Here is a 24,234-nt window from a genome sequence, read left to right as displayed (position 1 = left end):
GTATAAAGCACCCTGATGACAGGGTGCAGGGTTGTTATTAATTTCTGAAATAATGACCATTTGAACATGAATAGTCAAACATGAAATTATATGCTGTTTTCTGCCAGTCTATGAAGATGTATGAGGGCAGATTTTCGGGAATGCTGCCATCTTGTTCTAACATTTCCTGTACAAAGTCTTCATCAGAATTATACTCACCAGAATAAGACTCTGAAACTTCATATAAAAGTCCCTGTATGTCTTGATTGTAGTTACCTCTACAATCTACATAGGCTTCAATGATTTCAAATTCTAAGCCTGAATCGTTTATTTTCTCTGCAATTTCGTAAATGTCATTTGAAATGTGACATTCACTTATTAACCCCTGATTGATAAAGAATTTAGGGGCTTCATAATCCTGAAACATAAATTCGGGTTCTTCTTCATCGTTGTGAAGTTCTTTCATAGCCTCGTAAAGCTCGTTGTAATCTGAGTAGTCAGAGAGATTTAGCCACTCTCCAAAGATGCTCCCATTGTTGTACTTTGCATAAGTGCCACAGTAAAGTGAGCAGTTGTCAAGACAATTTTGTAAATTTGCCATAGTCGATAATTTTAAGTAAGAGTTAAAATTTATTGATATGCCTTGTCGTGCTTCCAACACTTCAAGGCTTTTTTATTAATTCAAATATACAATATTTTTTTTGATGTACCAAATTTAGAATAGGTATTTTTAGTACATTTTATAACTTTTATACCATGTTATTAACAAACTTTTATTGTATCACGTTTAGACTTTAGTCTAAATTTGATACTTTGCAAAAAAATATATCTTAAAAAATTTGTGAAAACCAGCTTTGGAAAAAGCTGATATAAAATATAGATTTATTAGGAGGGGGGTACTTAAAGAAATTAAAAGTAGGGTGGGGTTGCTGTTGATATAGCTATTCTATTGATATAGTTATGACGAATGCTGAATAATATAAATCAATAAGGATGCTACATTAACCAATCTAAATCTTCATCATCAAAATCTGAGAAGTCATCATGTTGTGTTCGTGCTATAAAAAGCCCTGTTATGTCAATGTTATCATACTCCTGAAGTAATAAACCTTTACAGGCTTTAAATTGAGAGCCAGTTGTAATAACATCATCAACTAATATTACATTTTTTGTATTGATATGTGGATTGTCTTCTAATGTCAATAATTGTTGTAACTGTTGAGGTGATAATCTTGGCTTTTTACCATTAGTATGTGAAGCTTCCCTGTTTTCCTCAATTGAAATAATATCTCTTACAATAATGTTTTTTAATCCTGCTGATGCTAGTTGTAAAGCTTTTAGCATCCTATCATCATACATTGCATCGGTTTTACATAATGATGGAGGAATTGGTATTACTGTTACTGGTGTTTGTATTGTTTCCAGAGTTCCTCTTAAAATTGAAGCAACTTTTTTTATTGCTTGCTGTTTATATTTCCAATCAAATTGACCTTTTCTATCTAATTTCTTTTTAAAATTGCCAATTAATTGATTGTACTCATTAAATGCATAACCTTTGTTAGCAAGATAAACATGGAAGAAGAAGCATTTATCTTCTTCATCAAGGTAATGATAATCACTTAGGATAAGCTCATCGATAGACTGTGGATTTGCCATGTCAAATTGCATCTAAAATATCTTTAATGTCATTCACTCTAATTGCCCCCATCTTTTCAAATCTTGCTGGCCAAGTTATATTTTTGTTTTCAAAGCAACTATTAAGGATAAATAGTTTTCTACCTTGATGTAATGCAGCCCTTGCCTGAGTTAATGTTCCAGATGTTTCACTTGCTTCGATAATTATAGTTCCTAATGAAAGTGCCGACATAGTTTTATTTCTTTCTGGGAAAAAGAATCTATTACTCTTCGGGTTTTGTAATGAATATCTGTAAAACGGAATTTGACTTATTAATAAATGATTTTTTGCTATAAATATCTGTAAATCCTTATTCTCTTTAGGATAAACTTGATTTAATGGGGTTCCTATTACAGAAATGGTTCTTCCCCCGTTCTCTATAGCTGTTTTGTGTGCCATAGTATCTACTCCTTGTGCCAACCCAGATACAATAGTAAAGTCTTCTTTCACAAGGAGTTTAGTTATTTTTCGTGTTCTAACTAAGCCTTCAGGGGATGGGTTTCGAGTTCCCACAATGGAAATACATTTAGAATCGATATAATCAAGATTCCCAGAATAGTACAGGGCTTCAATCGGTTCTTTGGCATCCCTTAATTTTAAAGGATAGTCTATAGTTGAATTAATAAGGAAATTAAATTTATAATCAAGCTTGTCGTTAAAGAATAATTTACGAAAAGTATCTTTAAAGTCCTCAATCATTTCTTGAGTTACAAAGCTTGAGGGTCTACCTTTAGGTGAACTTGAAAACAGTTCAGATATTGATTTGAAACTGGCTTTATCTTTAGTCCACAGGAGTTCATATGCTATTGCTTCCTCAAAAGGACTCAAAGAATTTGAAAATAAACTATCGTTGTTGGTAAATAAAGTCATATACAAAAGTACTATTTATTTGATATTATACTATCAATCTTAGAGTTTTTTAGCTAAAGTTAGGGAATTTAATTTTTTTTTAATAGATAGTATAAATGATTTAAAGTGAAGTAAAGCAGATGGATTGTTTATTGGAGGAGAGAAAATAGTTTGAGTATAGACACAAATCGAATGCTTAACTAAGCTGTAATTAAGCTTAATATGACTTCAGATAAGAAAAAAAAGGGTAATAAACATGTTTGAAATATTAAACATTTGTTTAAAAAGGGAGTGTTTTTAAAATTTAAAATTATTTAATTTGTTGATAATCAGCAATTTGATATCTTTTTAGAATTTTTACAGAATGTGGATAAAATTTTTTTGAAATAATTTGAAGCAAATTGTTTAATTCAAAAAATATTTTATTAAATTTGTAGTGTTCAGGTATGAACAAGAAAAAACCTTCTTGTTACCAGCAAAAAGGTTTGAGTTCGTTGTATTTTGGTCTCTTCATTAAATTCCAGTATAATGAAGAAAATAAACTTTTCTATAAACAAAAGTACACTATTAAGTGGATATCTTGCAAATTTTAATCCAGAAATTTACGAAGATATTTTAGAAATTGCCTATGAATCGGTAATTGCAGGTAATGAAAAAGTAAGTAAGCTTATAAAAAGTGAACCTACTCTTTTCAGTAAGAACACGTTAAAATCTTTGTTGTTAAACAATGCTATGATTGACATTTTTAGAACAAGAATTTTAACGAGTGAAAAAACAAAGCACAGAGTTAAGTTTTTTGAAACTTTTAGAATGACTTTTGCTTTGGTTGATAATAAGTTCTTTTTATGTTTCAAGGCATTAGGTAAAGAAAATGTCATTGAAGGTATGAAGACAAAAAGATTTGAGGATATAATTAAAGGAAAACCTTTTACTATGTCTAAAAAGATGAACAAAGAGATTTCTAAATTGAATTTGACAAGTCTACCTCCTATAGTATTTGTAGGATTTAAAAAGACGACTGATTTTATAGATTTTATTAATCTCCAATATTATTTTGATGAGAAAATTGCTTTAGAAGTTACAATGAGAAATGCTGTTACTTCTACTAAAGTGGATATCATTAAACCAAAAAATTTGAATAATGATGATGATGCATCATTAGCAATCTAAGTTAACCCGAAGAGACCAAAATCAAAGAAAAAACATTACTATCACTATGGAAAACACAGCCTACAATGGATTCTCCTTAAAGGTTGTCAGAGACTTTTATGGAATAAGCCAATCACAGTTTGCAAAACTACTTGGTATTTCACAGCCAGTAATTAGTAAATTAGAAAAAGGTGATAAAAACCTTGAAGAAATTCACATTAAAAATTTTAGTGAATATTTTGAACCAAACTATTTTAAAAGAAATGTAGAGAATGTTAATCCTAAATTATTTTATCGAAAACTATCATCAGTAACGAAGTCTAAGTTAGGCTTATTTGAATCAAGATTAAACTTATTTTATAATACAATTGTAGAAGCTTTAGAAATAGTTGATTTAGAAACTCAAAGCCTTCCCCGAATAGATATTGATAAGTATTATAGGGAGATTGATGGAGAGTACAAAATTGACTTTGAATACATTGCTACAGAAGTAAGATTAAACTTCGGAATAGGAAGAGGACCAATTAACGATATCATTAAACTATTAGAAGAGAGAGGAGTTATTATTCATTTTTTTGATTATGATTTTATCTCTTCAGATAACAATAAATTTGATGGAGTAAGTTTTTATGTTAAAGGAGTTCCTATAATTTTAATTAATAATAAAATACCTAATTCTCGAAAGGTTTTTACTATTGCTCATGAACTCGGACATCTATTACTTCATTTTGATGATATGATTTCAATAGAAAGAGATATTGAATTTGAAGCTAATAATTTTGCCTCAGCATTCTTATCTCCAGCTAAAGATATTAAAAGTTCTTTGAGACAGCTTAATATTGAAAAGTTAAAATCCTTAAAGATGGAATGGAATATGTCTATTTCCTCTTTAGTTTATAGAGCTTATACTTTAGGTACAATCTCACAGCAAACATTAAGATTTTGGATGATGAAACTATCACCAATTAGAAAAAATGAGCCTTTAGAATTTGAATTAAATAGTCCGAAATTATTGAAAAAATTATTCGAAGTTTTAGAAGAGCAAACAAATAATGGGTTTTATAAGCATTTAGGCTTTACGGAAAAAATGAGGGTAGAGCTATTTGGAAAAGATAATGTTCCTTACAGAGCAAAGCTTAAAATTGTCTTAGATTAGGCAAATCATCTAACAAAAATCTAAATAAGTAAGAAGGTTTCCCAAGTAGGGAGACCTTTTTCATTACAACTTTACATAACAATAAAAAATGCCCCTACATTTAGGAAAATAACAGATGTGGCACTTGTAGGTGGCGGAAGCTATCCTCAGCCGGGAGAAATTTCACTGGCCCACAACGGAGTTTTGTTTCTGGATGAAATGCCGGAGTTTAAACGGACAGTACTGGAAGTCATGAGGCAGCCTTTGGAAGATAGGGAAGTGACAATTTCCCGAGCCAGATTCACTGTCAATTATCCTGCAAGTTTTATGCTGGTTGCTTCGATGAACCCAAGCCCGAGCGGCTTTTTTCCGGATGATCCTAACAATACCTCGTCGGTATATGAAATGCAACGGTATATGAATAAACTTTCCGGGCCGCTTCTAGACAGGATTGATATTCATATTGAGGTTCAGAAAGTAGAATTTGAGGAACTTTCAGAAAAAAGAAAAGGAGAAAACAGTAAAGACATCCGGGAGCGGGTCCTGATCGCAAGAGAGATTCAGAACGAGCGGTATAAAAATCTTAATATCAGTAGTAATGCCCAGATTGGACCAAAAGAAATTGAAGCATTCTGTGATCTGGACGAAACATCTTTTAATCTTATAAAGCTGGCAATGGAAAAACTGAACCTTTCAGCAAGAGCCTACGACAGAATTCTGAAAGTTGCCCGTACTATTGCTGATCTTGAGGAATCTGAAAAAATTCTTTCTCACCATATTTCCGAAGCCATTCAGTATAGAAGTTTAGACCGGGAATTCTGGAATGCTTAGGAATCATGTAAATTGAAAAACAATCTTTAAAATTACCTCATTTATCAGTATTTTCGACGTCGCAATCAAAATGTTATTGTTTTTTTGAACTAAAACCATGGTTATAATATTTATTATCACAATAATACTGATCGTTTTGCAGGTTACAAACCGAAATATTTGGGGTGTTTATCTGTTAAATTATTTTTTTTGGGATTATGATCATGATTATTCTACAGCATTATGAGTATAAAGGAGTCTATCTGGGGCAGGGTGGAGGTACCCTTATTATGATGTTTTATATATTTTACTTTTCAATCCTTTTTTTTGGATCATTATTTTATTGGATGGATAAGGACAATAGAAAAGTGTACTATTTTGTTGTTCCAGTTATTATTTATTTTTTGCTGGTAATGAGTTTGTTTTCTGATAAAGATTATTCCTTGTGGGGGATTTTATTTTTAGCATTCTTTCCAACTCACCTTTATTCCTATTTTACATTGAAAAAGCTAGGACGTTTGTAATATTCAGTCGTCTGTATGGAGATGTTGTTATGTATTTTATTTACGGAGTGTATTGCTTATTTTATAAAATAATACTTGCTGTGCATTATTTCTTTTTAAGATGAATTCTTAGTGGTTGTTATTTTTTTTAAATCTATTCTATTGTCATTCAGGTTGTTTTTTGCACAAGTTAAATCTCTTATGTGGGATTATTTTGTAATTATGTAACAATTTATTCGTTTTATTATGTTAAATTTGATTATTAAATTATTAAAAATATCATATTATGACATTAAAATTATTAAAAAGAAAAACGAATTTCTATTAAAACCAAACATGAAAGAATAAAATATTCTTTCTATTCTTTTTTGAGAGTAATAAGTAAAGAGCGTCTTTATTTATAGTTCTGTTCACTGAACAGATCACCTGAACTTCTCTACATCTACCATTTACAGGCTTTTTATATAAAATACACATTGAATTCTTCAGTTGTGCTTATACTGTATACTCTGTTCTTCTCTAGGCTTATTGGATAGGGAAATAAGTTTACTGTCAGATTATTAGCTGTAAAATGAGGCTTAATGGAGAAGTGATAAAAACTAAACTTTTAATCAAATTACATCATTACAATGTCAAACTCAACACCAACTTTAGAAACCCAATCATTGGGAACCTCCGTCTTGTTGTCTTCCGGAGACAGAGAAAAACTTTTAAATGACTTTAATAAAACAGGGTGGGATTACAAACAGGAAGAAACTCTGGTGTCCCTTTTCAGAAAGCAGGTGGAGCTTCGTCCTGATCATATTGCTGCAATATTTCAGGAGCAGTCTATTACTTATAAAGAACTGGACGAGGGAAGTAACCGTCTGGCTAATAAATTATTAGCTGAAGGAATTAAAGAAAAGATGTTCGTTCCTATATGGCTTGACCGTTCTATTGAGTGGCTAATAGCGGTTCTTGGAGTTGTAAAAACGGGTGCAGCTTATGTTCCGATAGATCCGGCATATCCCGTAAAAAGGGTAGAATATATAATTTCAGATACCAATTCTGAGATTATAATTACGAATTCTCATCTTGGCTTACAGCTGTCAGAAAATAAAAATAGAGAAGTCCTTCAGCTTGATGGCACGGCGGATCTGGAGTCTTTTTCTTCAGAACAGCTGGAAGTTGAAATTCATCAGGACGCTCTTGCATATACAATTTATACCTCTGGGTCTACTGGAAAACCTAAAGGAGTAATGATTACCCATCAGGCTATTCAACATTTGGTAACATGGCACAACCATCACTTTCATGTGGATCATACCTCACATCTCACTATTGTTGCAGGTTTGGCATTTGATATCTCAGTGTGGGAAACATGGTCGGCACTCACTGCCGGGGCTACACTTTTTATGGCAGAGAACGAAGAAAGAGCAGAAGCTTCTGCTTTGGTAGATTATTATTACAGAAATCATATTACCCATGGCTTTGTACCGGCAGTACTGGCTCCTGCTGTGGTGGAACATACCAGAAACTTTCCTGATTTGAAACTGAAATATCTTTTTACAGGTGGAGAGAAACTGAAGTCGGTATTAACTGCAGAGTTAAGTTATGAATTGATTGATTATTATGGACCAACCGAATGTACAGTATTTGCAACATTCAAAAAAGTTAAAGATGTTGGTGGAAAGTATGTATCTTCAATAGGCAGGCCTATAGCAAACGCCAAAGCTTATATTTTAACAGAGAAGATGGAACTGTTACCCGTAGGAGCTATCGGTGAGTTATATATAGGTGGAGACCTTTTGGCTAAAGGCTATCTTAATAATGAAGAGCTCACTACTGAAAAGTTTATGACTAATCCATTTAGAAAAGAAGAAAAATTATACCGTACTGGAGATCTGGCCAAGTGGCTTCCCGATGGAGATATTGAATTTTTAGGAAGAATAGATAATCAGATAAAAATCCGTGGATTTCGGGTAGAGCTGGGAGAGATAGAAAGGACTCTGAGCCAGCAGGAGAATGTACAGGAAGCTACTGTGATCACAAAAGAAACAACGGGAAGCAATAAATACCTTATCGCTTTTATTGTTGCAAAACAAAGTTCTGAGAAAGATGTTAACTCTGTCAGAAACTTACTGAAAGAAGAATTACCAGGATATATGATTCCTGCCCAGATTATTTTTATAGATAAAATTCCACTTACAGCCAATGGGAAGACAGATTCCGATGCTTTAAAAGATCTGGCAGATAAGGAGGCGAAAGATCTGGTTTCCTTTGAGCCACCAACTAATGAAACAGAAAGAATAATATCGGATATATGGTCTACAGAGCTGGAACGTCCTGTGATTAATATTACAGATAACTTCTTTGACATAGGAGGAAACTCATTGTTGGTCGCTGTAGTGGCAGTAGCACTGGAAAGAAGACTTGATACAAAAGTATACCTTCGAGATATTTATCAGTATCCCGTATTGCAGCAACTTTCGGAAATTTTAATTGTCAGGTCTAAAGAAGCGAGGGAATCAGTACCGGTAGAAGATGTAGAGCCTTATGTAGAGCTGCAGCAGGATGTTTATCTTGCTCCAGGAACAGTATTTGAAGGTGATTTTGACCCCAAACAACTGGAAAATCCATCAGTTATTTTTTTAACCGGAGTTACGGGATTTGTAGGAATTCATCTTGTACAGGAACTTTTAGATACAACAAGTGCTGATATCTATTGTCTGGTAAGAGCTCAGGATGATTTTCAGGCTAAAGAAAAAATTGATCGTTGTTATAAACAATTTGCCATTCCTCAAAAAGAAGAGCAGCAATCAAGAATTATTCCTGTGATTGGTGATCTCTCACAACCATCATTGGGTCTTTCTGAAGAAACATATACAATGCTGGCAGAAAAGACAGACCTGATTTATCATTCAGGAAGTTCCGTAAATTTCATAGAACCATATTCCTATATGAAAGCACCGAATGTAGAAGGACTGAGAGAAATTATAAAACTCGCAGGGGCGGAAAGAATAAAATGTTTGGCACTGCTATCCACAATATCAGTGTATAGCTGGGGACATCTGTTTACCGGTAAAACCGTGATGCTGGAATCTGATGATATTGCTCAGAACCTGATGTCAGTAAGCAAAGATATCGGCTATGTAAGAAGCAAATGGGTGATGGAAGCTATTGCAGATCTGGCCGCTAAAGAAGGGTTACCGCTCATTACATACCGATTAGGATATGCGATGTGCCATAGTGAAACGGGGGCAAGTGCACCATATCAATGGTGGTCGGGATTAGTAAAAAACTGTGTGGAATTCCAGTCTTATCCGGCATTGACGGAATTGAGAGAAGGTTTGATTACTGTTGACTATATGACCAGATCTATGGCTTATATTACAAAAAATAAAGAAGCTATAGGCAAGAAATTCAATCTAATTGCCCGCCCGGAAACGAATCTTACCTTAGAAGGCTTCTTCGGACTCATGAAAAAGCATTATCCGTTTATACTCAAAGATCTCCCTTACAAAGAATGGCGAAAACAATGGGAAGATGACAGTAAAAACAGGCTGTATCCGCTGACTAGTCTTTTCAGGGATAATATGCATGAAGGTTTATCCACTGTTGAATTATACCAGAATACCTATGTGTGGGATTGTTCCAATGTGATTCAATTCCTGGAAGGATCAGAGATTAAAGAACCTGTATTTGATAAAAAGCTATTAGATGTTTATTTAAAGTATCTCGGAATCTCAGTTTTGTAAGTTTTAAGCTTTGGAAATAAAATACCAGACAGAAACTGTCTGGTATTTTTAAATTCATTGTATGAATTTAATTCACAGTTACTTTAATCACATTTTGTACAGCGGGAACAGGATATTGGGTTCCAACCTTTGAAATTACCATATTTTCACTTTGTGGAGTCCCTCCGAATAAAGCCTGGCGGTTTCCTGCTCCTGGATATTGATCTACACCTGTTCCGGAATCAAATAATGTAGTTTTTGAACTAAGATCTCCCTTTACAGTAGCATCAATGCTTGCCTCATTAGCATAGAACCAGTCATTGGAAAAACCAAACATGGTAGCATAGGCAATTTTATCACCCTGATCTGCTGTGAATTTAGTCATGATCTTATTTCCTGGAGGAACAGGAGCATTCCCGGCAACGTAGATCCCTTTAATACCAGGGAAAGATTTTAAACTGTTTTGCAGTTTACTTACATTTCCGGTTTGCGCAATTTCTTTTAGTCCCATTCCATTATCCATTTTTCCCAATTCATAGATAGGGTTTTTATCTCCACGATAAATAACCACCAAAGCAGGAGAAAGGCCTGTCATGATTCCTGTATTTGCGTTAAGCTTTGCTTTCATCTTATCAATATTTCCCATTTGAGCAATATCCGTAATTTCAGGATTAGATAAAGAGTTGGGAGTGAAAAACGGAACAGAGTTCAATAATTGAGTTCCATTGTAATTGGAAACAGCCCAGACTCCAGGAGAAAAAGGTGTTTCATTAGCCGTTCCACCTGAAGTATTGTTGATGGTTAAAGTAAATTCGGACGTTGCCTCATTATAGGAAAGGTTAAGTTTCATCAGTTGTGAAGCATTCACATTAGAAACCTGAGTGATAGGTTTATTTTCCGCTTGTCCGGTCATGTTATCTTTCGTTCCGTTATCCCATAGCAATACACTTGAAGAAACATCTCCGGTGATGGCCGTTCCATTGTCGGTAAACAGTTTGATACCTGGTTGTTTCGAAGCAAAGAACCAATCTTTAGAGGCTCCGTACATTGTAGCAAACATAAGAGCCTGCGCTTTTCCCGCGCTGAATGTAATAGATGCAGACTGTCCTGGTAAAATAATTGGAGGTGTACCAGTTCCCTGAAAACTTCCACTTTCCACAAAATCTTTAGGAGTAACAACATTTTCAAAAGTAATGGTCCTTTGAGATGGGATGTCCATCATGTTATTGTCTGAATCATTGCAGGCTGAAAGTGCAAATGCGGTCATAATTCCTGCTACAGATGCTGTAATTTTTAAAAAGGTCTTTTTCATAACAGTAATTTTTTATAGTTATGATCATAGTCGGGGCCTTTTTAAAATCCTGACAGAAAAAGGTTATATTTTTTTGATGATACAGGATCAGATTGTTTTGAGAGACTTTTATATTGGAAATAATACGTCGAGTTTTGTCGCTGTAGATAAGAATCTTTGCACCAGAGTAACAAATATTATAATTAAAAGAAAAATAATGGATAATTATATAATAATGGCTAAAGACTTTGTCGCTAATGAGAGTATGGTGGTAGATCTTACATCTGCCGGGTTTAAAAATAGAGTAGGTTCATTGGTGTTTCAAAATCAAAGTGGGCAATCAGCACGATTTCTATGGCAGTCCCATAGTTTGGAAAAGGCAGGCTATTTTAAAGAAGTTATCAATGATCTTGGAGTGAAGATTGCCCATTATGATGGCTTCCTGACAGTAACCAATGGAGGAGGGGGACAATATCTGAAAGCAGAATTAAAAGAGTAATATCTTAAGGAAATGAGGTTAAATTCCCCTTTTTCCGTTCAAAATCATCTGAATCATTTTGACCTTTCTGTTTTCTCTTGTCTCTGGCTTTTTAGCATCATCAATCCAGCGGATATATTCTTTTTTGTGAGTATAGCTCATTGTATCGAATAATGCTTTGGCTACAGGGTTTTCTTTAAAAACAAGAGCAATATCATCGGCTATTTCAACAGTCCGCTCTTCTTTATCTTCAAGGAGAGAAACGGTAACCTCATCCCCAAAAGTTTTTCCGAGCTGGTTTCTGATTTCCTGAGTCAGTCCTAAAATATGGCAGTCAGATTTCATTTTAGCGAGACTTCCGCGATATTCAACCTTACCGTCAAATATGGCTTTAATTTTTACCTGTCCTTTTTTGTTAAATAACTCTTCTGTTGAAAAGGGAAACTCCACAAAAGCTGCATTCATTTCTCCGTTTTGCTTAATGATGGCTGTGAATAATATAGGCTGAATACTCATGGGTAATATTTTAATATTCAAAAATAAAAAAACCGTGAAAATTACTTTCACGGTTTCAAAAATATATCAGATAAGATTATTTTTTCTTTGTTTTCTTAGGCATTGCTGTAGTACCTGAGTTTTTAGTTTTTGTATCAGCCGGAGTGTTTGCGTCTCTTACAAGCTTTAATTCATCAACTAATCTTCTTGCACCTGCAAATTTATCGATTGTCCAAAGAACGAAACGAACGTCTACGTTGATTGTTTTTTGCCATTCTTGTTCAAATACAATATCACCGCTTAATGCTTCGCTGTTTCCGTCAAATGCAATACCGATAAGGTTTCCATCCCCGTCAATTACCGGAGAACCAGAGTTACCTCCTGTAATGTCATTGTTAGAAAGGAAGTTTACAGGCATATATCCTTTTGCATCAGCATACTGTCCGAAATCTTTAAGGTTATAAAGATCGATAACTCTTTGAGGAAGATCGAATTCTTCATCACCTTTCTTGTATTTTCCAACAAGACCAGACATGTCTGTATAATAGTTATCTGTAACCCCGAAATAATTTCTGTCTTCTCTGATAGGAAGCTTATCTACAGTACCATAAGTTAATCTCATGGTTGAGTTAGCATCCGGATAGAATTTCTTCTCAGGCATAGCCTTCACTAAACCAGCTAAGAACAGACGGCTGTTTTTTGCAAAGTTATCATCAATCTTTGCATATCTTTCAGTGTTCATTTTTTGGTCTGCAACGATACCGTTTGCAGCTTTCCAAAGTGGATCAGCATCAAGTTTTAAAGCATCAGGGTTTAATAAGAAATTAGTAGCAGAAGCCTTGTTTGCAAAAATAGAAGAGTAAGCAAGATTAGAAACGGCTTTAGCATCTAATCCCAGGATTGTAGCAGATGCTACTTCTCTGTTTTTTACTCTGGCCTGATAAAGGCTGGTCATTGCAGCAAGCATTTCACCTTCTAAAGAAGGACTGAAGTTCTCATAAGTAGCCTTAATAGCAGCTTCAGTTTTAGCTTTCATAGCTAACCTTCCTTGCATATCCTGGGTTGCATAAGTTTTTAAAACAGAACCTAGCTGTAAAGCAAGAGAAATATATTTAGCATTTCTTGAAAACTGAGAAGCATAGTTTCTCTCAACATTTCTGTCAGAAGCTTGCTTATAATAAGCTTCTATATCAAGTAAAATACCATCATAAGCCTCATTTCCTGGCATTGCAGACCATTTTTTATAAATGTCTTCAATCTTTTGCTTGTCAGTAATTGTTCCGTTTTTCTCTACTGCATCAATCGTTCCCTGTCTGTTTTTCCAGTAGTTGGCTACAGAAGCATACTGAGAAGCATAGTTAAGCTGAGTTGCTTTATCCTTATCCATGTACTTCTTCATAACATCCATCGCAGTTTTGGAAGCTTCAACCCAAGCCGGGTAGTCTTTACCTACCATCTGCTGAATTCCGTAAGAAGTCAAATAACGGTTTGTTCTACCTGGATATCCTAAGATCATTGAGAAATCTCCTGGCTTAATTCCTTTAAGAGAAACCGGTAAGAAGTGCTTAGGCTTCATAGGAACGTTGCTTGGAGAATATTCAGCAGGATTTCCTGCAGCATCAGCATACACTCTGAAAACAGTAAAGTCTGCAGTGTGTCTTGGCCACTCCCAGTTATCAGTATCACCACCGAATTTTCCTAATGATGAAGGTGGTGCACCTACTAATCTTACGTCTTTATAATCCTGGTATACGAAAAAGTAGAATTCGTTTCCGTTGAAGAAATCTTTTACAACTACCGTGTATTTCCCGTTTTCAGAGTTTTCTGTTTGGATGGCTTTAGTTTCAGCATCAATTACAGCTTTTCTCTCTGCTCCGGTCATATTGTTGTTTAGCTTGGATGTGATTCTCTGAGTGGCATCATCCATTCTCACTAAAAATCTTACATAAAGATCCTTTGCATTGAACTCGTCTTTCTGTTTCATTGCCCAGAAACCGTTTTTCAAATAATCTTTTTCCGGAGTAGAAGCAGCAGCTACTGCTCCGTAACCGCAGTGGTGGTTCGTGAATAAAAGTCCTTTATCAGAAACAATCTCCCCAGTACAGAAACCACCGAAACTTACGATAGCATCCTTTAAGCTGGAATTGTTAACTGAATAAATTTCCTCAGGCGTTAGATGCAGACCTTCTTTTTGCATATCAACACCGTTAAGTCTTTTGATGAGCATTAGCAGCCACATCCCCTCATCCGCCCTCATCTGAGCAAAGCCCAGCAAGAAAGTGAATAGTAGAAATAGTCTTTTCATTTTATAAAATAATTTTTGTGTTGCTAATTTACTAATTTTTACGATATTCTGTCCCGGATTGGTATGAAAATGGGATGATAATCCACATGAAAAAAATACTATTCCCCCTTTTTGCAGTATTATTTCTGGGACTTGTTTTAAATTGCTCTGCTGTTCCGGATAAAAATCCATACCTCCAAAGACAATGGATGCTGGTTTCTTTTGCTGGTTTTTCTAAAGATCAGCTGATGGCCCATAAAGCTGAAATGAATCTGACAGGAAAGCTGGACAACGGTAAAATTCAGGGAAATGCATACATGGGTTGCAACCAGATGTCCTTTACTTCCGAATTTAAAAAAGATGGGATAGTGAAAATTTCCCAGGGAATAAGCACAATGAAAGCATGCCAGGATATGAACCTGGAAAGCTCATTTCAGAAAAAAATTGAAACCATGACGAAATATTCTGTAGAAGGACATTTCCTTACATTGTCAGACAATCAAGGGAACACAATGAAATTTGTTGCTGCTGATTGGGATTGATACTCTCAGTTTCTTCAATATAAAAGTCCGCCATTGAGCGGACTTCTTTTTGTTTGAAAAATCTAGTTTGGTTATCAGTTTTTGTAGGCTATTAGTTTTAAGAGGGTTACTAGTTTTTAGGAATAGTTTTTTTTATTTCTTCCAAAGTTGCTGTGTTGGGTAGCCCGATAATTGTTTTTGTGTTCCTAGAATTGATGGAGTTGTGAGATGCCTGTCTGTTGGGAATAGTTCTTTTTATTTCTTCGAGTGTTGCTGTATTGGGAAGAGTCTTTCCTGAGTCATGAGAAGCTTTAGGTTTCTGTTCCTGTTTTTTCACCTCCAGCCCCTGATCTGAAGTAAGTCCTGTATGAGCCGTTTGCTTTTCTATATTTTCTTTGGCCTCCTGCATCAGTTTTGACTCCTGTTCCTTAATCTGTTTCAAAGCCTGTGTCTGATCTTCCCCAGAAGTGGTTTGCTTATTTTCCTGAGCGTAAATAATAGTGCTTAAGAATAATAACGGGATGATATATGCTGTTTTCATAATGGTTTATTTTATGTTGACTAATACTTGAATTTTTCCAATCCCTTTTTGGTCATAATCCTGAAGAGCTTTTCCTATAACCTGTCCTATTTTTACCTTTTTAGGATTTGCTTTCATTGCGATACCTTTTTTGGATGAGGTTACCAAAAGATCACCTCTTTTTATTTTTCCGTTTTCAAGACATACTTTGGTAGGGATAACTCCAATAACGCCCATTGGAACTTTATTGGAAATATCAGTATCAATATGTTCTTCTGTTAAAAGTACCCCAGGTTTGGTGGCATATACTCCGGCTACAAGATTGGAATAAGGAGCTGAAGATTTTTCTACCGTTCTGTCAGAGTTTATGGAAATAACCAATATATCACCAGGTTCATATTCAGAAATAGTTCCTTCTACATCAAATGCTTCTGCCACGTCTGCGCCACTATTTTGTGTCCCACCATTAAAATAACCTGTTCCTGCTTTATTGATACGGGCTACATTGACTGAGGCATTTTGATAGGTGGCAATATTACCCGATGGCCCCTGATGGTTGATAAGTAGAGTAGAGCCTGTACCGTTAGTAGTTATATGAACCACTGCTTGGCCATTAGCACTGTTGAAGTTGGCAAATCTACCTGCCTTACCAGTACCAAAGTTGGGGATAAAACCAGAGATCGCATTACCAGGTCCGTCACAAGAAGCCTCAATACCATCTCCATTTCCACCTGCATTGGCAGTGATGGCATTTCCGTTTCCATCAGTTAAAGCTAGTACCGAAGGGCCATTTCCAGCCACATTTGATGCATGAAATAAGCCGGCATAGCCACCGGTTCCTGAAGAAACTCCATATATACCGGCTGTTCCGAAATTCGCAAACTGTGAGTTTACTTCACCTTTTACAGCAGCAGATGTTCCGGTAGTCCTGTCTACTTTGAAATTACCTGCAATACCATTTCCAACCGTTTTTACTGTTATGACATCACTGGTGTTAGCATCATTGAAAATTTCAAACCTTCCGGCTCTTCCGGTAGAAAAAGTTGGGACCCAAGCATAGAGAGCATTTCCGGCTCCGTCAATATTGGTTTCTACACCGTTTCCGTCTTTACCTGCATTAGCAGTAATGGCATTTCCGTTTCCATCAGTTAAAGCAATAAGTGAAGCTCCGTTTCCTGCGGGATTTGATGCATAGAATAAACCAGCGCGTCCTCCGGTTCCGGATGAAATTCCAAAAACTGCAGCAGCCCCGAAGTTTCCAAAAATAGTGTTTACCTCTCCTCTTACAGCAGCGCCTACACTATTGTTATTATCGAGTACAAAAGAAGCTGCATTACCCTGGGTGTTATCAGGAATATTTCCGTTACCATTACTTTGTACTTCAAAAGTATTACCTGTTGTATTAGTCTGGTTAAAGTTTTCAAATCTACCCGCCCGTCCGGTACTGTTATTTAATCCTACTTGCCCATAAACACCTATACCCGTACCGGATGTACTTGTTGAAATGAAACCTCTCACACCATATCCACCACCATCATTCCGGCCTACTACAGCTCCGGCAATATCACTGGTTGTAAGTCCAACAACTGCTTCTCCGTTTCCTGTGTTACTTCCTAGAACCCCTGCGGATGATTGAGCTGTAGTGATCCCATGAATAGCAAAACCTGCTCCTGTAGCACTTTTTACCCCAGCCCCATTTCCACTAGTGGTAACATTAACAGCAGTTCCGTTTCCTACAGTAGAAACACTGAGAGCATTATTATTATTAGCATTATTGAAGATAGATATACTTGCCGGGATTCCATTATTACTAGTGGCTGTAAGACCAGTTCCTGCATTACTGTTGGCGTATACACCTGTTCCATTAGCTGTTGCATTTCCATATACTCCCAATCCATTAGGAGTTGTACCGTATACTCCCCATCCGCTTCCGGCATGGCTTCCGTATGCTCCTATACCAAGTCCTCCTGTTCCATTATTGATTCCTCGTACTGCAGATGAGAATCCTCCTGGAGCTGCACTGGTAACAATCCCTCTTACTGCAGCAATATTGGATGTGGTGGTGTTATTATTACCTTCTAAGGAAGTTCCGTCTCCATCATTTGTTAGCGAAAATAGAGTGCCGGCATTATTTACGGTGTTTGTATAAGGGATAGTGAAGCTACCACCACCGCCTCCGGCTGATTTTGCATACATGGCATACGGAACACTCAGTAACTGGCTGGTTCCTGCTATGGTATAGTTTGTTCCACCCGAAGGATCAGTTTCTGTTTTTAAATAATAGCTTCCTGAAGGCCAGTCGATAGTAGCAAATGTTCCTGAGAGAACAGTTCCGGTTCCTATTTCCATAGTGATTAGTCCATTGGCGTTGGTATTACCGGTAAGCCGTTCAGAATAAACCAGAGTACCTGCAGGTGATCCCTGTAATACACTTACTTTAATAGCAATTCCCTGATTGCTCAATAGCTGTCCTGATCCGTTTCTTACGACAGCCTGATAACTCATTTTTTCAGGAACCTGTGACAGTCCCATAAAGAGACCGGACAGAATCCAGAACAGTAATAATATTTTTTTCATGGTGATTATTTTTTGATTATTTTAAAAGTTTTTAGATTTTCTCCATGCAGATTAATTCTGATGATATACATGGCAGAAGGGATATCGGAAAAATTGAGCTCAGATTTTGACTGTAAGATCACATTTTTTCGGATTAATTTTCCTTGTGCATCGAATAGCTGGTATTCTGCATCTTTAAAATTATGGGTTGTAAAGTCCAGGTACAGATAATCTTTAAAAGGATTTGGGTAAAGTAAAATGCCTTCCAGATTTGTTGATAATGCTTCATGAGTGGCAAGTGCTACAATCTCATAAGGCTGTTGAACACCTTCCGTAATTTGATCCCCAGCTCCTTTATAGAGGTAGGCTGCCTGACCAATACTGTAGGAAACAGAACCGTTGCCTCCTGAAATATCCGTTCCGGTAGGAAGAATTGCTGACTGGGCTTTCAGGTATGAGAGGGAGGTGGCAAGCAGTAAGAGGCAATAAATAGATTCTTTTTTCATGGATAACAGTTTTTAAGGTTATGAATTCAAGTTGTTCCATAAGAAATTTGGGAAGACTAAATTACTACCTATCATGACCTGATCACCGAAAAATAGACTAACGGCAGAAATAATCGACCAATGGCGTTTTGTGAATTATGGTTGATGTTTAACAGCTTTCTAAGGTTCAAAGAAAGACAGATTATTTTTATAAGCTCTGCCGATGGGAAGTTTGATGCGATGGATGAGTTCTATTTCATGACAGCTCTTTCCACGGATGAGGTGTTTGGGCACAGCATAGCTCCTGTGTATTCTGACAAAAGAATCAAAAAAACTTTTATGTAAAAGATTACCTAAAGAATCAAGGATACAGTGTTTTTTTTCAAGAGTGATGATTCGGGTGTAATCTTTGAGCGCCTCCAGATAAAGAATATCTGCCTTTCTGATCTGAAAAATGTTTCCGCTCTCCTTGATTTTAATAAAATCGTGCCCCAGCATAACATCATAGCATTCACATTTATCCTTTACCTTGAAAAACTCGAAAAGTCTCTGCATAGAGTAATGGAAACGTTCTGAAGTGAGAGGTTTGGTGATAAAGTCCAGGGTATTAAGCTCAAAAACACAGGCAGCAAGTTCCGGATGGGAGCTCACAAAGATACAGGCAGGAATTCTATGGGCTAATTTGCGTAATTCCAGGCCGCTCATCCCTTTTAAATTGGTTTCAGTGATCAGAAGATCAATAGGAAGTTCGAGGTAAGGAATTGCTTTTTCAGCCGAATCAAATGATTCGATAATCTCTATATTCTCGTATTGTTTAATATAATGCTGAAGAACCAGCCTGTCCAGTTCATCATCATCAATAATCATACATCTAATATGGGTAATCATGATCTTCTGGAAATTAATTTTTAAGTTAAAAGTTTAAAAATCAGAAAATTATTATATAAAGTTATTGATTTTTTATAAAAGAATAAAGAGTTGGTCTTAAATTTATATTAAAAAATGTTATTAACTAAAAATTGATTTTGTTTTTTTTCTGAAAAATATTATCTTGTAAAAATCATAAACATAGACAGAACTTTAATGTTAGAAAAGAAAGAACATAATTATGAGAAAGCAGTCCTGGTGGGCATTATTACCCAAAATCAGGATGAAGAAAAACTGGTGGAATATATGGATGAACTGGAGTTTTTGGCTTTCACAGCGGGGGCAACCGTACAAAAACGTTTTACCCAAAAATTAACACAGCCTGACTCCAAAACCTTTATTGGAAGCGGAAAAGCACTCGAAATAAAAGAATATGTAAAGGAAAATGAAATAGGAACAGTAATTTTTGACGATGAACTTTCTCCTTCACAGCTTAAAAATCTGGAAAGAGAAATGGAGGTAAAAATCTTAGACCGTACCAATCTTATTCTCGATATTTTTGCACAAAGAGCACAGACTTCTTATGCAAGGACCCAGGTTGAATTAGCCCAATATCAATATCTTTTGCCTCGATTGACCAGAATGTGGACTCACCTGGAGCGTCAGAAGGGAGGTATCGGGATGAGAGGACCCGGGGAAACGGAAATTGAAACTGACCGTCGTATTATCCGTGACAGAATTACTTTATTAAAGGATAAACTGAAAATCATTGATAAGCAAATGGCTACTCAGCGTAATAATCGTGGAAAAGTAGTGCGTGCAGCTTTGGTAGGATACACAAACGTTGGAAAATCTACCTTGATGAATTCTATCTCAAAATCTGAGGTCTTTGCTGAAAATAAATTGTTTGCAACACTGGATACCACGGTGCGGAAAGTTGTAATCGGAAATCTTCCGTTTTTACTTACAGATACTGTAGGTTTTATCAGAAAATTGCCTACTCAGCTGGTAGAATCGTTTAAATCTACGCTGGATGAGGTTCGTGAAGCAGATCTTTTGATTCATGTGGTTGATATTTCTCACGAAAGTTTTGAAGATCATATCGACTCTGTTAATCAGATATTAATGGATATCAATGCCCATCAGAAACCGATGATCATGGTGTTCAATAAAATTGATGGTTTTAGCTATGAGAAAAAAGATGATGATGATCTGACCCCTGGTACAAAGAAGAATGTTTCCCTTGAAGAATGGAAAAAAACTTGGATGGCCAAATCAAAGCACCCAACGGTTTTCATTTCTGCTTTAACGAAGGAAAACTTCCCAGAAATGAAAAAAATGATCTATGATGAGGTAATGAAGATTCATATTTCCAGATTCCCATATAATGATTTCCTTTTCGAGTACTTTGATGACGAAGAGGACGAAAACAACAATTAATGAAATATCATTTTTTTCTATTATTCATTCTGTTTTCGGTTTTTGGGTTCGGCCAGAAATCAAAAGTAGATTTTAAAGCCATTGAAAAAAGTCTTAAAAGTTCTGATTCTCCATACAATTACGAGAAACTTATTTTTAAATACAAAGGATATCCGAAGTCTCTGGATAGTATAGAAGCTCAGTATCTTTACTATGGAAGAAGCTTTAGAGATAGTAAAATAAGTACTTCAGATGAAGGATTCAAAAGTCTGGCGGAAGCTTTTAAGCAAAACAATTTTGAGGAATGTATCAAGCAGGGAAAGGTTCTGTATGATAAAGATCCTACCAATCTGGACATTCTGCTAATTCTGCTCAGAGCGTATGATTCTATAAAAGATGGAAACAATTTTATGCACCATTTGAGCCAGTTTCGTGCTTTGGCAGAGGGAATCAAGAGTTCAGGGGATGGAAAGTCTGAGAAAACTGCTTACCTCGTGAATTCGGTGGGAGATGAGTATATTTTGCTGAATATTCTGAATATAGGAAATGATTATACAAGAGGATCCAGGCCTTCGAAGGACGGAATGTTTGATATCTGGGAAAAAGGTGATCAGAAAATATACATCAAGGTCCTTTACTTAGACTTATAAATTAATTTTAAAAAGAACACTTAGTGGAATTATATTATTCATTTTCAGCATTAATCGTATTAGCATCCATATTCGCCTATCTTAATTACAGATTTTTAAAACTTCCAAGTACCATCGGGATCATGGTGATTGCCATTGTGGTTTCCATTTTCCTAGTATTATTCGGAGAAGCGATACTTCCAAGAACTTTCGGGCACCTTAACAATTTGATGGAAAGCATTGACTTTACAGAAATTCTGATGGGGGCCATGCTTAATTTCCTTCTTTTTGCAGGGGGAATTCACATTAATATAAATGATCTTAAAGAACAATTCAGGCCCGTACTGATATTTTCTACTGTGGGAGTCGTAATTTCCACATTTGTAGTAGGTTTTGGGATGTTCTATTTACTTCCGTATGTAGGTGTTCAGCTTCCGTTTATTTATTGTCTTGTTTTTGGAGCCCTGATTTCACCTACCGATCCTGTGGCCGTTCTGAGTGTCCTGAAGCAGGCTAAAGTTTCCAAATCACTGGAAACAAAGGTTGCGGGGGAATCTCTTTTCAATGATGGTATGGCCGTTGTGGTCTTTACAGTAGTATTACAGCTTGCCGTTGGAAAAGAAGTAGATCTTGGAGTGGAAAGTATTGGACTCCTATTGCTTCATGAAGCAGGTGGAGGTCTTTTATTGGGAGTTCTGTTAGGTTGGATTACTTCAAGACTGATGCGTGAAGTAGATGATTATATTATTTCCGTACTGGTAACACTTTCTGTGGTGATGGGAGGTTATCTTATTGCAAGACAGATGCATATTTCAGGACCATTAACGATGGTAGCCGCAGGGTTATTTATGGGGAACTTTAATATGAATTTTAAAATGAAATCCGTTACTCAGGATTACTTAATTAAATTCTGGGAGCTTATTGACGAAATTCTGAATGCCGTATTATTCCTTTTTATCGGATTTGAGCTTTTAATGATTAAAGATCTGAAGCATTTTATGATTCCAGGTTTACTGGCAATTTTTGTAGTGTTGTTTGCTAGATTTATTTCCATTTGGGGCCCCACCAAGTTTACTTCTCTGAGAAGAAGTTTTAGCCCACAAACAGTGAAAGTATTGGTTTGGGGAGGAATTCGTGGTGGTGTTTCCATTGCATTGGCGATGTCTATTCCTAAAAGTGAGTATAGTGAAACCATCTTAAGTATTACGTACTGTGTAGTGGTATTCTCTATCATTGTTCAGGGGCTTACCATCGCGAAAGTGGCTAATCCTAATCAGATTGTAAAAGAAGAAGAGGAGCAGGAAAATAGTGCTTTAGAGGATAAAGTTTAGTTTTTTAAAAATTAGATAGTAATGAGTACTGGTGTCGTTAAAGAAATACAGGAAGCTCTGGCAGTTTTATCCATTCCTGAAAAAGCTGAATTCTTTCCAAGGTTTTTCAAAACGGGAAAAGGAGAATATGGTGAGGGAGATCTTTTTCTGGGTGTGAAGGTTCCGGATCAGAGGACTGTAGCTAAGGAGTACTATTCAAAAATCAGTTTAAAAGAACTCAGTGAAATACTTTCTTCAGGATATCATGAACATCGGCTGACAGCTCTTTTTATGCTGATCTCAAAGTTTGAAAAAACAAAAGATAAAGCGGTAAAAGATGAAATCATAGTATTTTATCTTAATCATCTGCCCTATGTTAATAATTGGGATCTGGTAGACTCCAGTTGTTATAAAATTCTGGGCAGATATGCTTATGAAAACAAGAAGGAAAATCTGTTGAGGGATCTTTCGGAAGCGGAGGAGATGTGGCATAAAAGAATTGCTGTTGTAGGAACCATGCATTACATCAAAAAAGGCTCTTATGATCTTACAAAGGAATTTGTAACCAGAAACCTGAAACATTCCCATGACCTGATGCATAAAGCCAATGGCTGGCTGCTGCGTGAAATGGGAAATAAGAACGAACAGGAGCTGCTTGGCTATCTGAATCAGTATTATAAAGAAATGCCGAGAACCTGTCTTCGTTATGCCATTGAAAAGCTGGACGAAGATCTCCGTCAGGATTATCTGAAAGGACGTATTTAAAAAATAAACCCAGAAGTAGCGGAAAACAGCTATATTATATACAAAAAACCAAAGGTTGTAAGGGTTTAAGACCAGAATTGAGTAATTTTGTGGTTTTTAAACCCAATCATGAAAAATTTTCTTAAATTATTTCTTCTATTTACCCCTTTATTATTCCTGACAAGCTGTTTCGATATTCTTGATAAAGTGAATATAAAAGCTGATGGTACAGGAGAATATACCATTATTCTTAACGGTAGTAAGAGTAAAACAAGACTGGCATCCATCTCTAAAATGGAAACCATCAATGGGAAAAAAGTTCCAAAAAAAGCTGAAATTGAAAGCAAGATCAATGAAGCTGCAAAAATTTTTAAAGGAACTCCCGGAATCAGCAATGTAAAAACATCAATTGATTTAGATAATTATATCATTAAACTGAGCTGTAATTTTAAAAAAATTGAAAACATTAATGCAGGCCTCGAAAAGCTGAAAGCTCAGAAAATATTGGGTAAAATGATTCCCACACAAGTCTACAGCCATAATCTTGAGAAAAAGACATTGACAAGAAACAAAGTCAATACCTTCAAAGAAGATTACGATAAGATGAGTAAAGCGGATAAGGAAGTCTTTAATGATGCACGGTATACTTCAATCATGCAGTTTGAAAACGCTGTAAAATCACAAACAAACAGCTCTTATGTGCTGTCTCCAAATAAAAAAGCACTTAAACTGGAAGCTGACATTCTGGATCTTATCCTTCAGAAAAAACAAATACAAAACACAATTCTTTTTCAATAAATTTCTAAACTATAGTCATGA

20 protein-coding genes and 1 pseudogene are annotated in these 24,234 nt (G+C 35.8%); 11 read left to right on the top strand and 10 right to left on the bottom strand.

All coding sequences use genetic code 11. The annotated features are described in order from the left end of the window. Nucleotides 1–37 precede the first annotated feature (37 nt). The 3 genes from DRF65_RS01935 to DRF65_RS01925 all read right to left on the bottom strand — a co-directional run bounded on the left by DRF65_RS01935 (nt 38) and on the right by DRF65_RS01925 (nt 2,524). Complete coding sequence (locus DRF65_RS01935) at nt 38–580, bottom strand: antirestriction protein ArdA (protein WP_115968413.1); 543 nt, start codon at nt 578–580, stop codon at nt 38–40. Nucleotides 581–975: 395 nt separating this feature from the next. Further along, nucleotides 976–1,635, bottom strand: coding sequence for a hypothetical protein (locus DRF65_RS01930; RefSeq protein WP_123947255.1), 660 nt, complete (start codon nt 1,633–1,635; stop codon nt 976–978). 1 nt (nt 1,636) lies between these two features. After that, entirely contained in the window at nt 1,637–2,524 is an 888-nt protein-coding gene (locus tag DRF65_RS01925; RefSeq protein ID WP_115968408.1) for a DNA-processing protein DprA, read from the bottom strand. A 507-nt stretch (nt 2,525–3,031) separates the two neighbouring features. Here DRF65_RS01925 and DRF65_RS01920 point away from each other — a divergent pair. The 4 genes and pseudogenes from DRF65_RS01920 (at nt 3,032) to DRF65_RS01900 (ending at nt 9,837) form a co-directional block, all read left to right on the top strand. Next, nucleotides 3,032–3,673, top strand: a complete 642-nt coding sequence (locus tag DRF65_RS01920; RefSeq protein ID WP_115968406.1) for a hypothetical protein — start codon at nt 3,032–3,034, stop codon at nt 3,671–3,673. Nucleotides 3,674–3,719: 46 nt separating this feature from the next. Continuing rightward, the gene (locus tag DRF65_RS01915; protein WP_115968404.1) at nt 3,720–4,808 is read left to right on the top strand and encodes an ImmA/IrrE family metallo-endopeptidase; all 1,089 of its coding nucleotides are present in this window, start codon (nt 3,720–3,722) and stop codon (nt 4,806–4,808) included. A 108-nt stretch (nt 4,809–4,916) separates the two neighbouring features. Continuing rightward, a pseudogene (locus DRF65_RS01910) lies at nt 4,917–5,618 on the top strand (YifB family Mg chelatase-like AAA ATPase); the annotation flags it as partial. A 1,111-nt stretch (nt 5,619–6,729) separates the two neighbouring features. Continuing rightward, on the top strand, nt 6,730–9,837 hold the full coding sequence (locus DRF65_RS01900) for a non-ribosomal peptide synthetase family protein (RefSeq protein WP_115968397.1): 3,108 nt from the start codon (nt 6,730–6,732) through the stop codon (nt 9,835–9,837). A 67-nt stretch (nt 9,838–9,904) separates the two neighbouring features. On the opposite strand, the gene DRF65_RS01895 is transcribed toward DRF65_RS01900, so the two are convergent. After that, complete coding sequence (locus DRF65_RS01895) at nt 9,905–11,128, bottom strand: spondin domain-containing protein (RefSeq protein ID WP_115968395.1); 1,224 nt, start codon at nt 11,126–11,128, stop codon at nt 9,905–9,907. 196 nt (nt 11,129–11,324) lie between these two features. On the opposite strand from DRF65_RS01895, the gene DRF65_RS01890 reads away from it, so the two are divergent. Then, nucleotides 11,325–11,606 carry a hypothetical protein gene (locus DRF65_RS01890; protein WP_123947254.1) on the top strand — a complete coding sequence of 94 codons (282 nt, stop codon included), beginning with the start codon at nt 11,325–11,327 and terminating at the stop codon, nt 11,604–11,606. An 18-nt stretch (nt 11,607–11,624) separates the two neighbouring features. Here DRF65_RS01890 and DRF65_RS01885 read toward each other — a convergent pair whose 3' ends face one another. Both DRF65_RS01885 and DRF65_RS01880 read right to left on the bottom strand, forming a co-directional pair. Then, complete coding sequence (locus DRF65_RS01885) at nt 11,625–12,101, bottom strand: YdeI/OmpD-associated family protein (RefSeq protein WP_115968392.1); 477 nt, start codon at nt 12,099–12,101, stop codon at nt 11,625–11,627. A gap of 76 nt (nt 12,102–12,177) precedes the next feature. Next, on the bottom strand, nt 12,178–14,385 hold the full coding sequence (locus DRF65_RS01880; RefSeq protein ID WP_115968666.1) for a S46 family peptidase: 2,208 nt from the start codon (nt 14,383–14,385) through the stop codon (nt 12,178–12,180). 86 nt (nt 14,386–14,471) lie between these two features. Between DRF65_RS01880 and DRF65_RS01875 the strand changes: the two genes are divergently transcribed. Then, nucleotides 14,472–14,906 carry an META domain-containing protein gene (locus tag DRF65_RS01875; protein WP_228438450.1) on the top strand — a complete coding sequence of 145 codons (435 nt, stop codon included), beginning with the start codon at nt 14,472–14,474 and terminating at the stop codon, nt 14,904–14,906. 109 nt (nt 14,907–15,015) lie between these two features. Here the strand turns inward: DRF65_RS01875 and DRF65_RS01870 are convergent, their stop codons facing one another. The 4 genes from DRF65_RS01870 to DRF65_RS01855 form a co-directional block, all read right to left on the bottom strand. Then, nucleotides 15,016–15,426 (bottom strand): hypothetical protein, encoded by a 411-nt coding sequence (locus DRF65_RS01870; protein WP_115968389.1) that lies wholly within the window; start codon nt 15,424–15,426, stop codon nt 15,016–15,018. A gap of 6 nt (nt 15,427–15,432) precedes the next feature. Next, the gene (locus tag DRF65_RS01865) at nt 15,433–17,982 is read right to left on the bottom strand and encodes a beta strand repeat-containing protein (RefSeq protein ID WP_115968387.1); all 2,550 of its coding nucleotides are present in this window, start codon (nt 17,980–17,982) and stop codon (nt 15,433–15,435) included. Nucleotides 17,983–17,987: 5 nt separating this feature from the next. Beyond that, nucleotides 17,988–18,467, bottom strand: coding sequence for a T9SS type A sorting domain-containing protein (locus tag DRF65_RS01860; protein WP_115968385.1), 480 nt, complete (start codon nt 18,465–18,467; stop codon nt 17,988–17,990). A gap of 159 nt (nt 18,468–18,626) precedes the next feature. After that, nucleotides 18,627–19,334, bottom strand: a complete 708-nt coding sequence (locus DRF65_RS01855; protein WP_228438448.1) for a LytR/AlgR family response regulator transcription factor — start codon at nt 19,332–19,334, stop codon at nt 18,627–18,629. A 195-nt stretch (nt 19,335–19,529) separates the two neighbouring features. Here DRF65_RS01855 and hflX point away from each other — a divergent pair, with 195 nt between their 5' ends. From hflX to DRF65_RS01830, 5 genes are all read left to right on the top strand, one after another. After that, entirely contained in the window at nt 19,530–20,753 is a 1,224-nt protein-coding gene (gene hflX / locus DRF65_RS01850) for a GTPase HflX (RefSeq protein ID WP_115968383.1), read from the top strand. Beyond that, nucleotides 20,753–21,382: a DUF4919 domain-containing protein gene (locus DRF65_RS01845; protein WP_115968382.1), complete on the top strand. Its 630-nt coding sequence runs from the start codon at nt 20,753–20,755 to the stop codon at nt 21,380–21,382. The genes hflX and DRF65_RS01845 overlap by 1 nt, the downstream gene beginning before the upstream one ends. Before the next feature lie 23 nt (nt 21,383–21,405). After that, nucleotides 21,406–22,692, top strand: coding sequence for a cation:proton antiporter (locus DRF65_RS01840; protein WP_115968380.1), 1,287 nt, complete (start codon nt 21,406–21,408; stop codon nt 22,690–22,692). 21 nt (nt 22,693–22,713) lie between these two features. Beyond that, the gene (locus DRF65_RS01835) at nt 22,714–23,436 is read left to right on the top strand and encodes a DNA alkylation repair protein (protein WP_115968379.1); all 723 of its coding nucleotides are present in this window, start codon (nt 22,714–22,716) and stop codon (nt 23,434–23,436) included. Between the two features lie 108 nt (nt 23,437–23,544). After that, entirely contained in the window at nt 23,545–24,213 is a 669-nt protein-coding gene (locus tag DRF65_RS01830; RefSeq protein ID WP_115968377.1) for a hypothetical protein, read from the top strand. The last annotated feature ends 21 nt before the right edge of the window (nt 24,214–24,234 follow it).

The organism is Chryseobacterium pennae, assembly GCF_003385515.1.
Classification (GTDB): domain Bacteria; phylum Bacteroidota; class Bacteroidia; order Flavobacteriales; family Weeksellaceae; genus Chryseobacterium; species Chryseobacterium pennae.
Note: the sequence above shows the minus strand (reverse complement) of the source record. Positions and strands in the feature narration are given on the sequence as shown.

Excerpts from the sequence above, each read along its gene's own strand:
- DRF65_RS01860 (WP_115968385.1), bottom strand. The coding sequence starts at position 18,467 with ATGAAAAAAGAATCTATTTATTGCCTCTTACTGCTTGCCACCTCCCTC.
- DRF65_RS01885 (WP_115968392.1), bottom strand. The coding sequence starts at position 12,101 with ATGAGTATTCAGCCTATATTATTCACAGCCATCATTAAGCAAAACGGA.
- DRF65_RS01855 (WP_228438448.1), bottom strand. The coding sequence starts at position 19,334 with ATGATTACCCATATTAGATGTATGATTATTGATGATGATGAACTGGAC.
- DRF65_RS01865 (WP_115968387.1), bottom strand. The coding sequence starts at position 17,982 with ATGAAAAAAATATTATTACTGTTCTGGATTCTGTCCGGTCTCTTTATG.
- DRF65_RS01895 (WP_115968395.1), bottom strand. The coding sequence starts at position 11,128 with ATGAAAAAGACCTTTTTAAAAATTACAGCATCTGTAGCAGGAATTATG.
- hflX (WP_115968383.1), top strand. The coding sequence starts at position 19,530 with ATGTTAGAAAAGAAAGAACATAATTATGAGAAAGCAGTCCTGGTGGGC.
- DRF65_RS01920 (WP_115968406.1), top strand. The coding sequence starts at position 3,032 with ATGAAGAAAATAAACTTTTCTATAAACAAAAGTACACTATTAAGTGGA.
- DRF65_RS01925 (WP_115968408.1), bottom strand. The coding sequence starts at position 2,524 with ATGACTTTATTTACCAACAACGATAGTTTATTTTCAAATTCTTTGAGT.
- DRF65_RS01930 (WP_123947255.1), bottom strand. The coding sequence starts at position 1,635 with ATGGCAAATCCACAGTCTATCGATGAGCTTATCCTAAGTGATTATCAT.
- DRF65_RS01915 (WP_115968404.1), top strand. The coding sequence starts at position 3,720 with ATGGAAAACACAGCCTACAATGGATTCTCCTTAAAGGTTGTCAGAGAC.
- DRF65_RS01935 (WP_115968413.1), bottom strand. The coding sequence starts at position 580 with ATGGCAAATTTACAAAATTGTCTTGACAACTGCTCACTTTACTGTGGC.
- DRF65_RS01880 (WP_115968666.1), bottom strand. The coding sequence starts at position 14,385 with ATGAAAAGACTATTTCTACTATTCACTTTCTTGCTGGGCTTTGCTCAG.
- DRF65_RS01870 (WP_115968389.1), bottom strand. The coding sequence starts at position 15,426 with ATGAAAACAGCATATATCATCCCGTTATTATTCTTAAGCACTATTATT.
- DRF65_RS01835 (WP_115968379.1), top strand. The coding sequence starts at position 22,714 with ATGAGTACTGGTGTCGTTAAAGAAATACAGGAAGCTCTGGCAGTTTTA.
- DRF65_RS01875 (WP_228438450.1), top strand. The coding sequence starts at position 14,472 with ATGAAAAAAATACTATTCCCCCTTTTTGCAGTATTATTTCTGGGACTT.
- DRF65_RS01890 (WP_123947254.1), top strand. The coding sequence starts at position 11,325 with ATGGATAATTATATAATAATGGCTAAAGACTTTGTCGCTAATGAGAGT.
- DRF65_RS01830 (WP_115968377.1), top strand. The coding sequence starts at position 23,545 with ATGAAAAATTTTCTTAAATTATTTCTTCTATTTACCCCTTTATTATTC.
- DRF65_RS01900 (WP_115968397.1), top strand. The coding sequence starts at position 6,730 with ATGTCAAACTCAACACCAACTTTAGAAACCCAATCATTGGGAACCTCC.
- DRF65_RS01845 (WP_115968382.1), top strand. The coding sequence starts at position 20,753 with ATGAAATATCATTTTTTTCTATTATTCATTCTGTTTTCGGTTTTTGGG.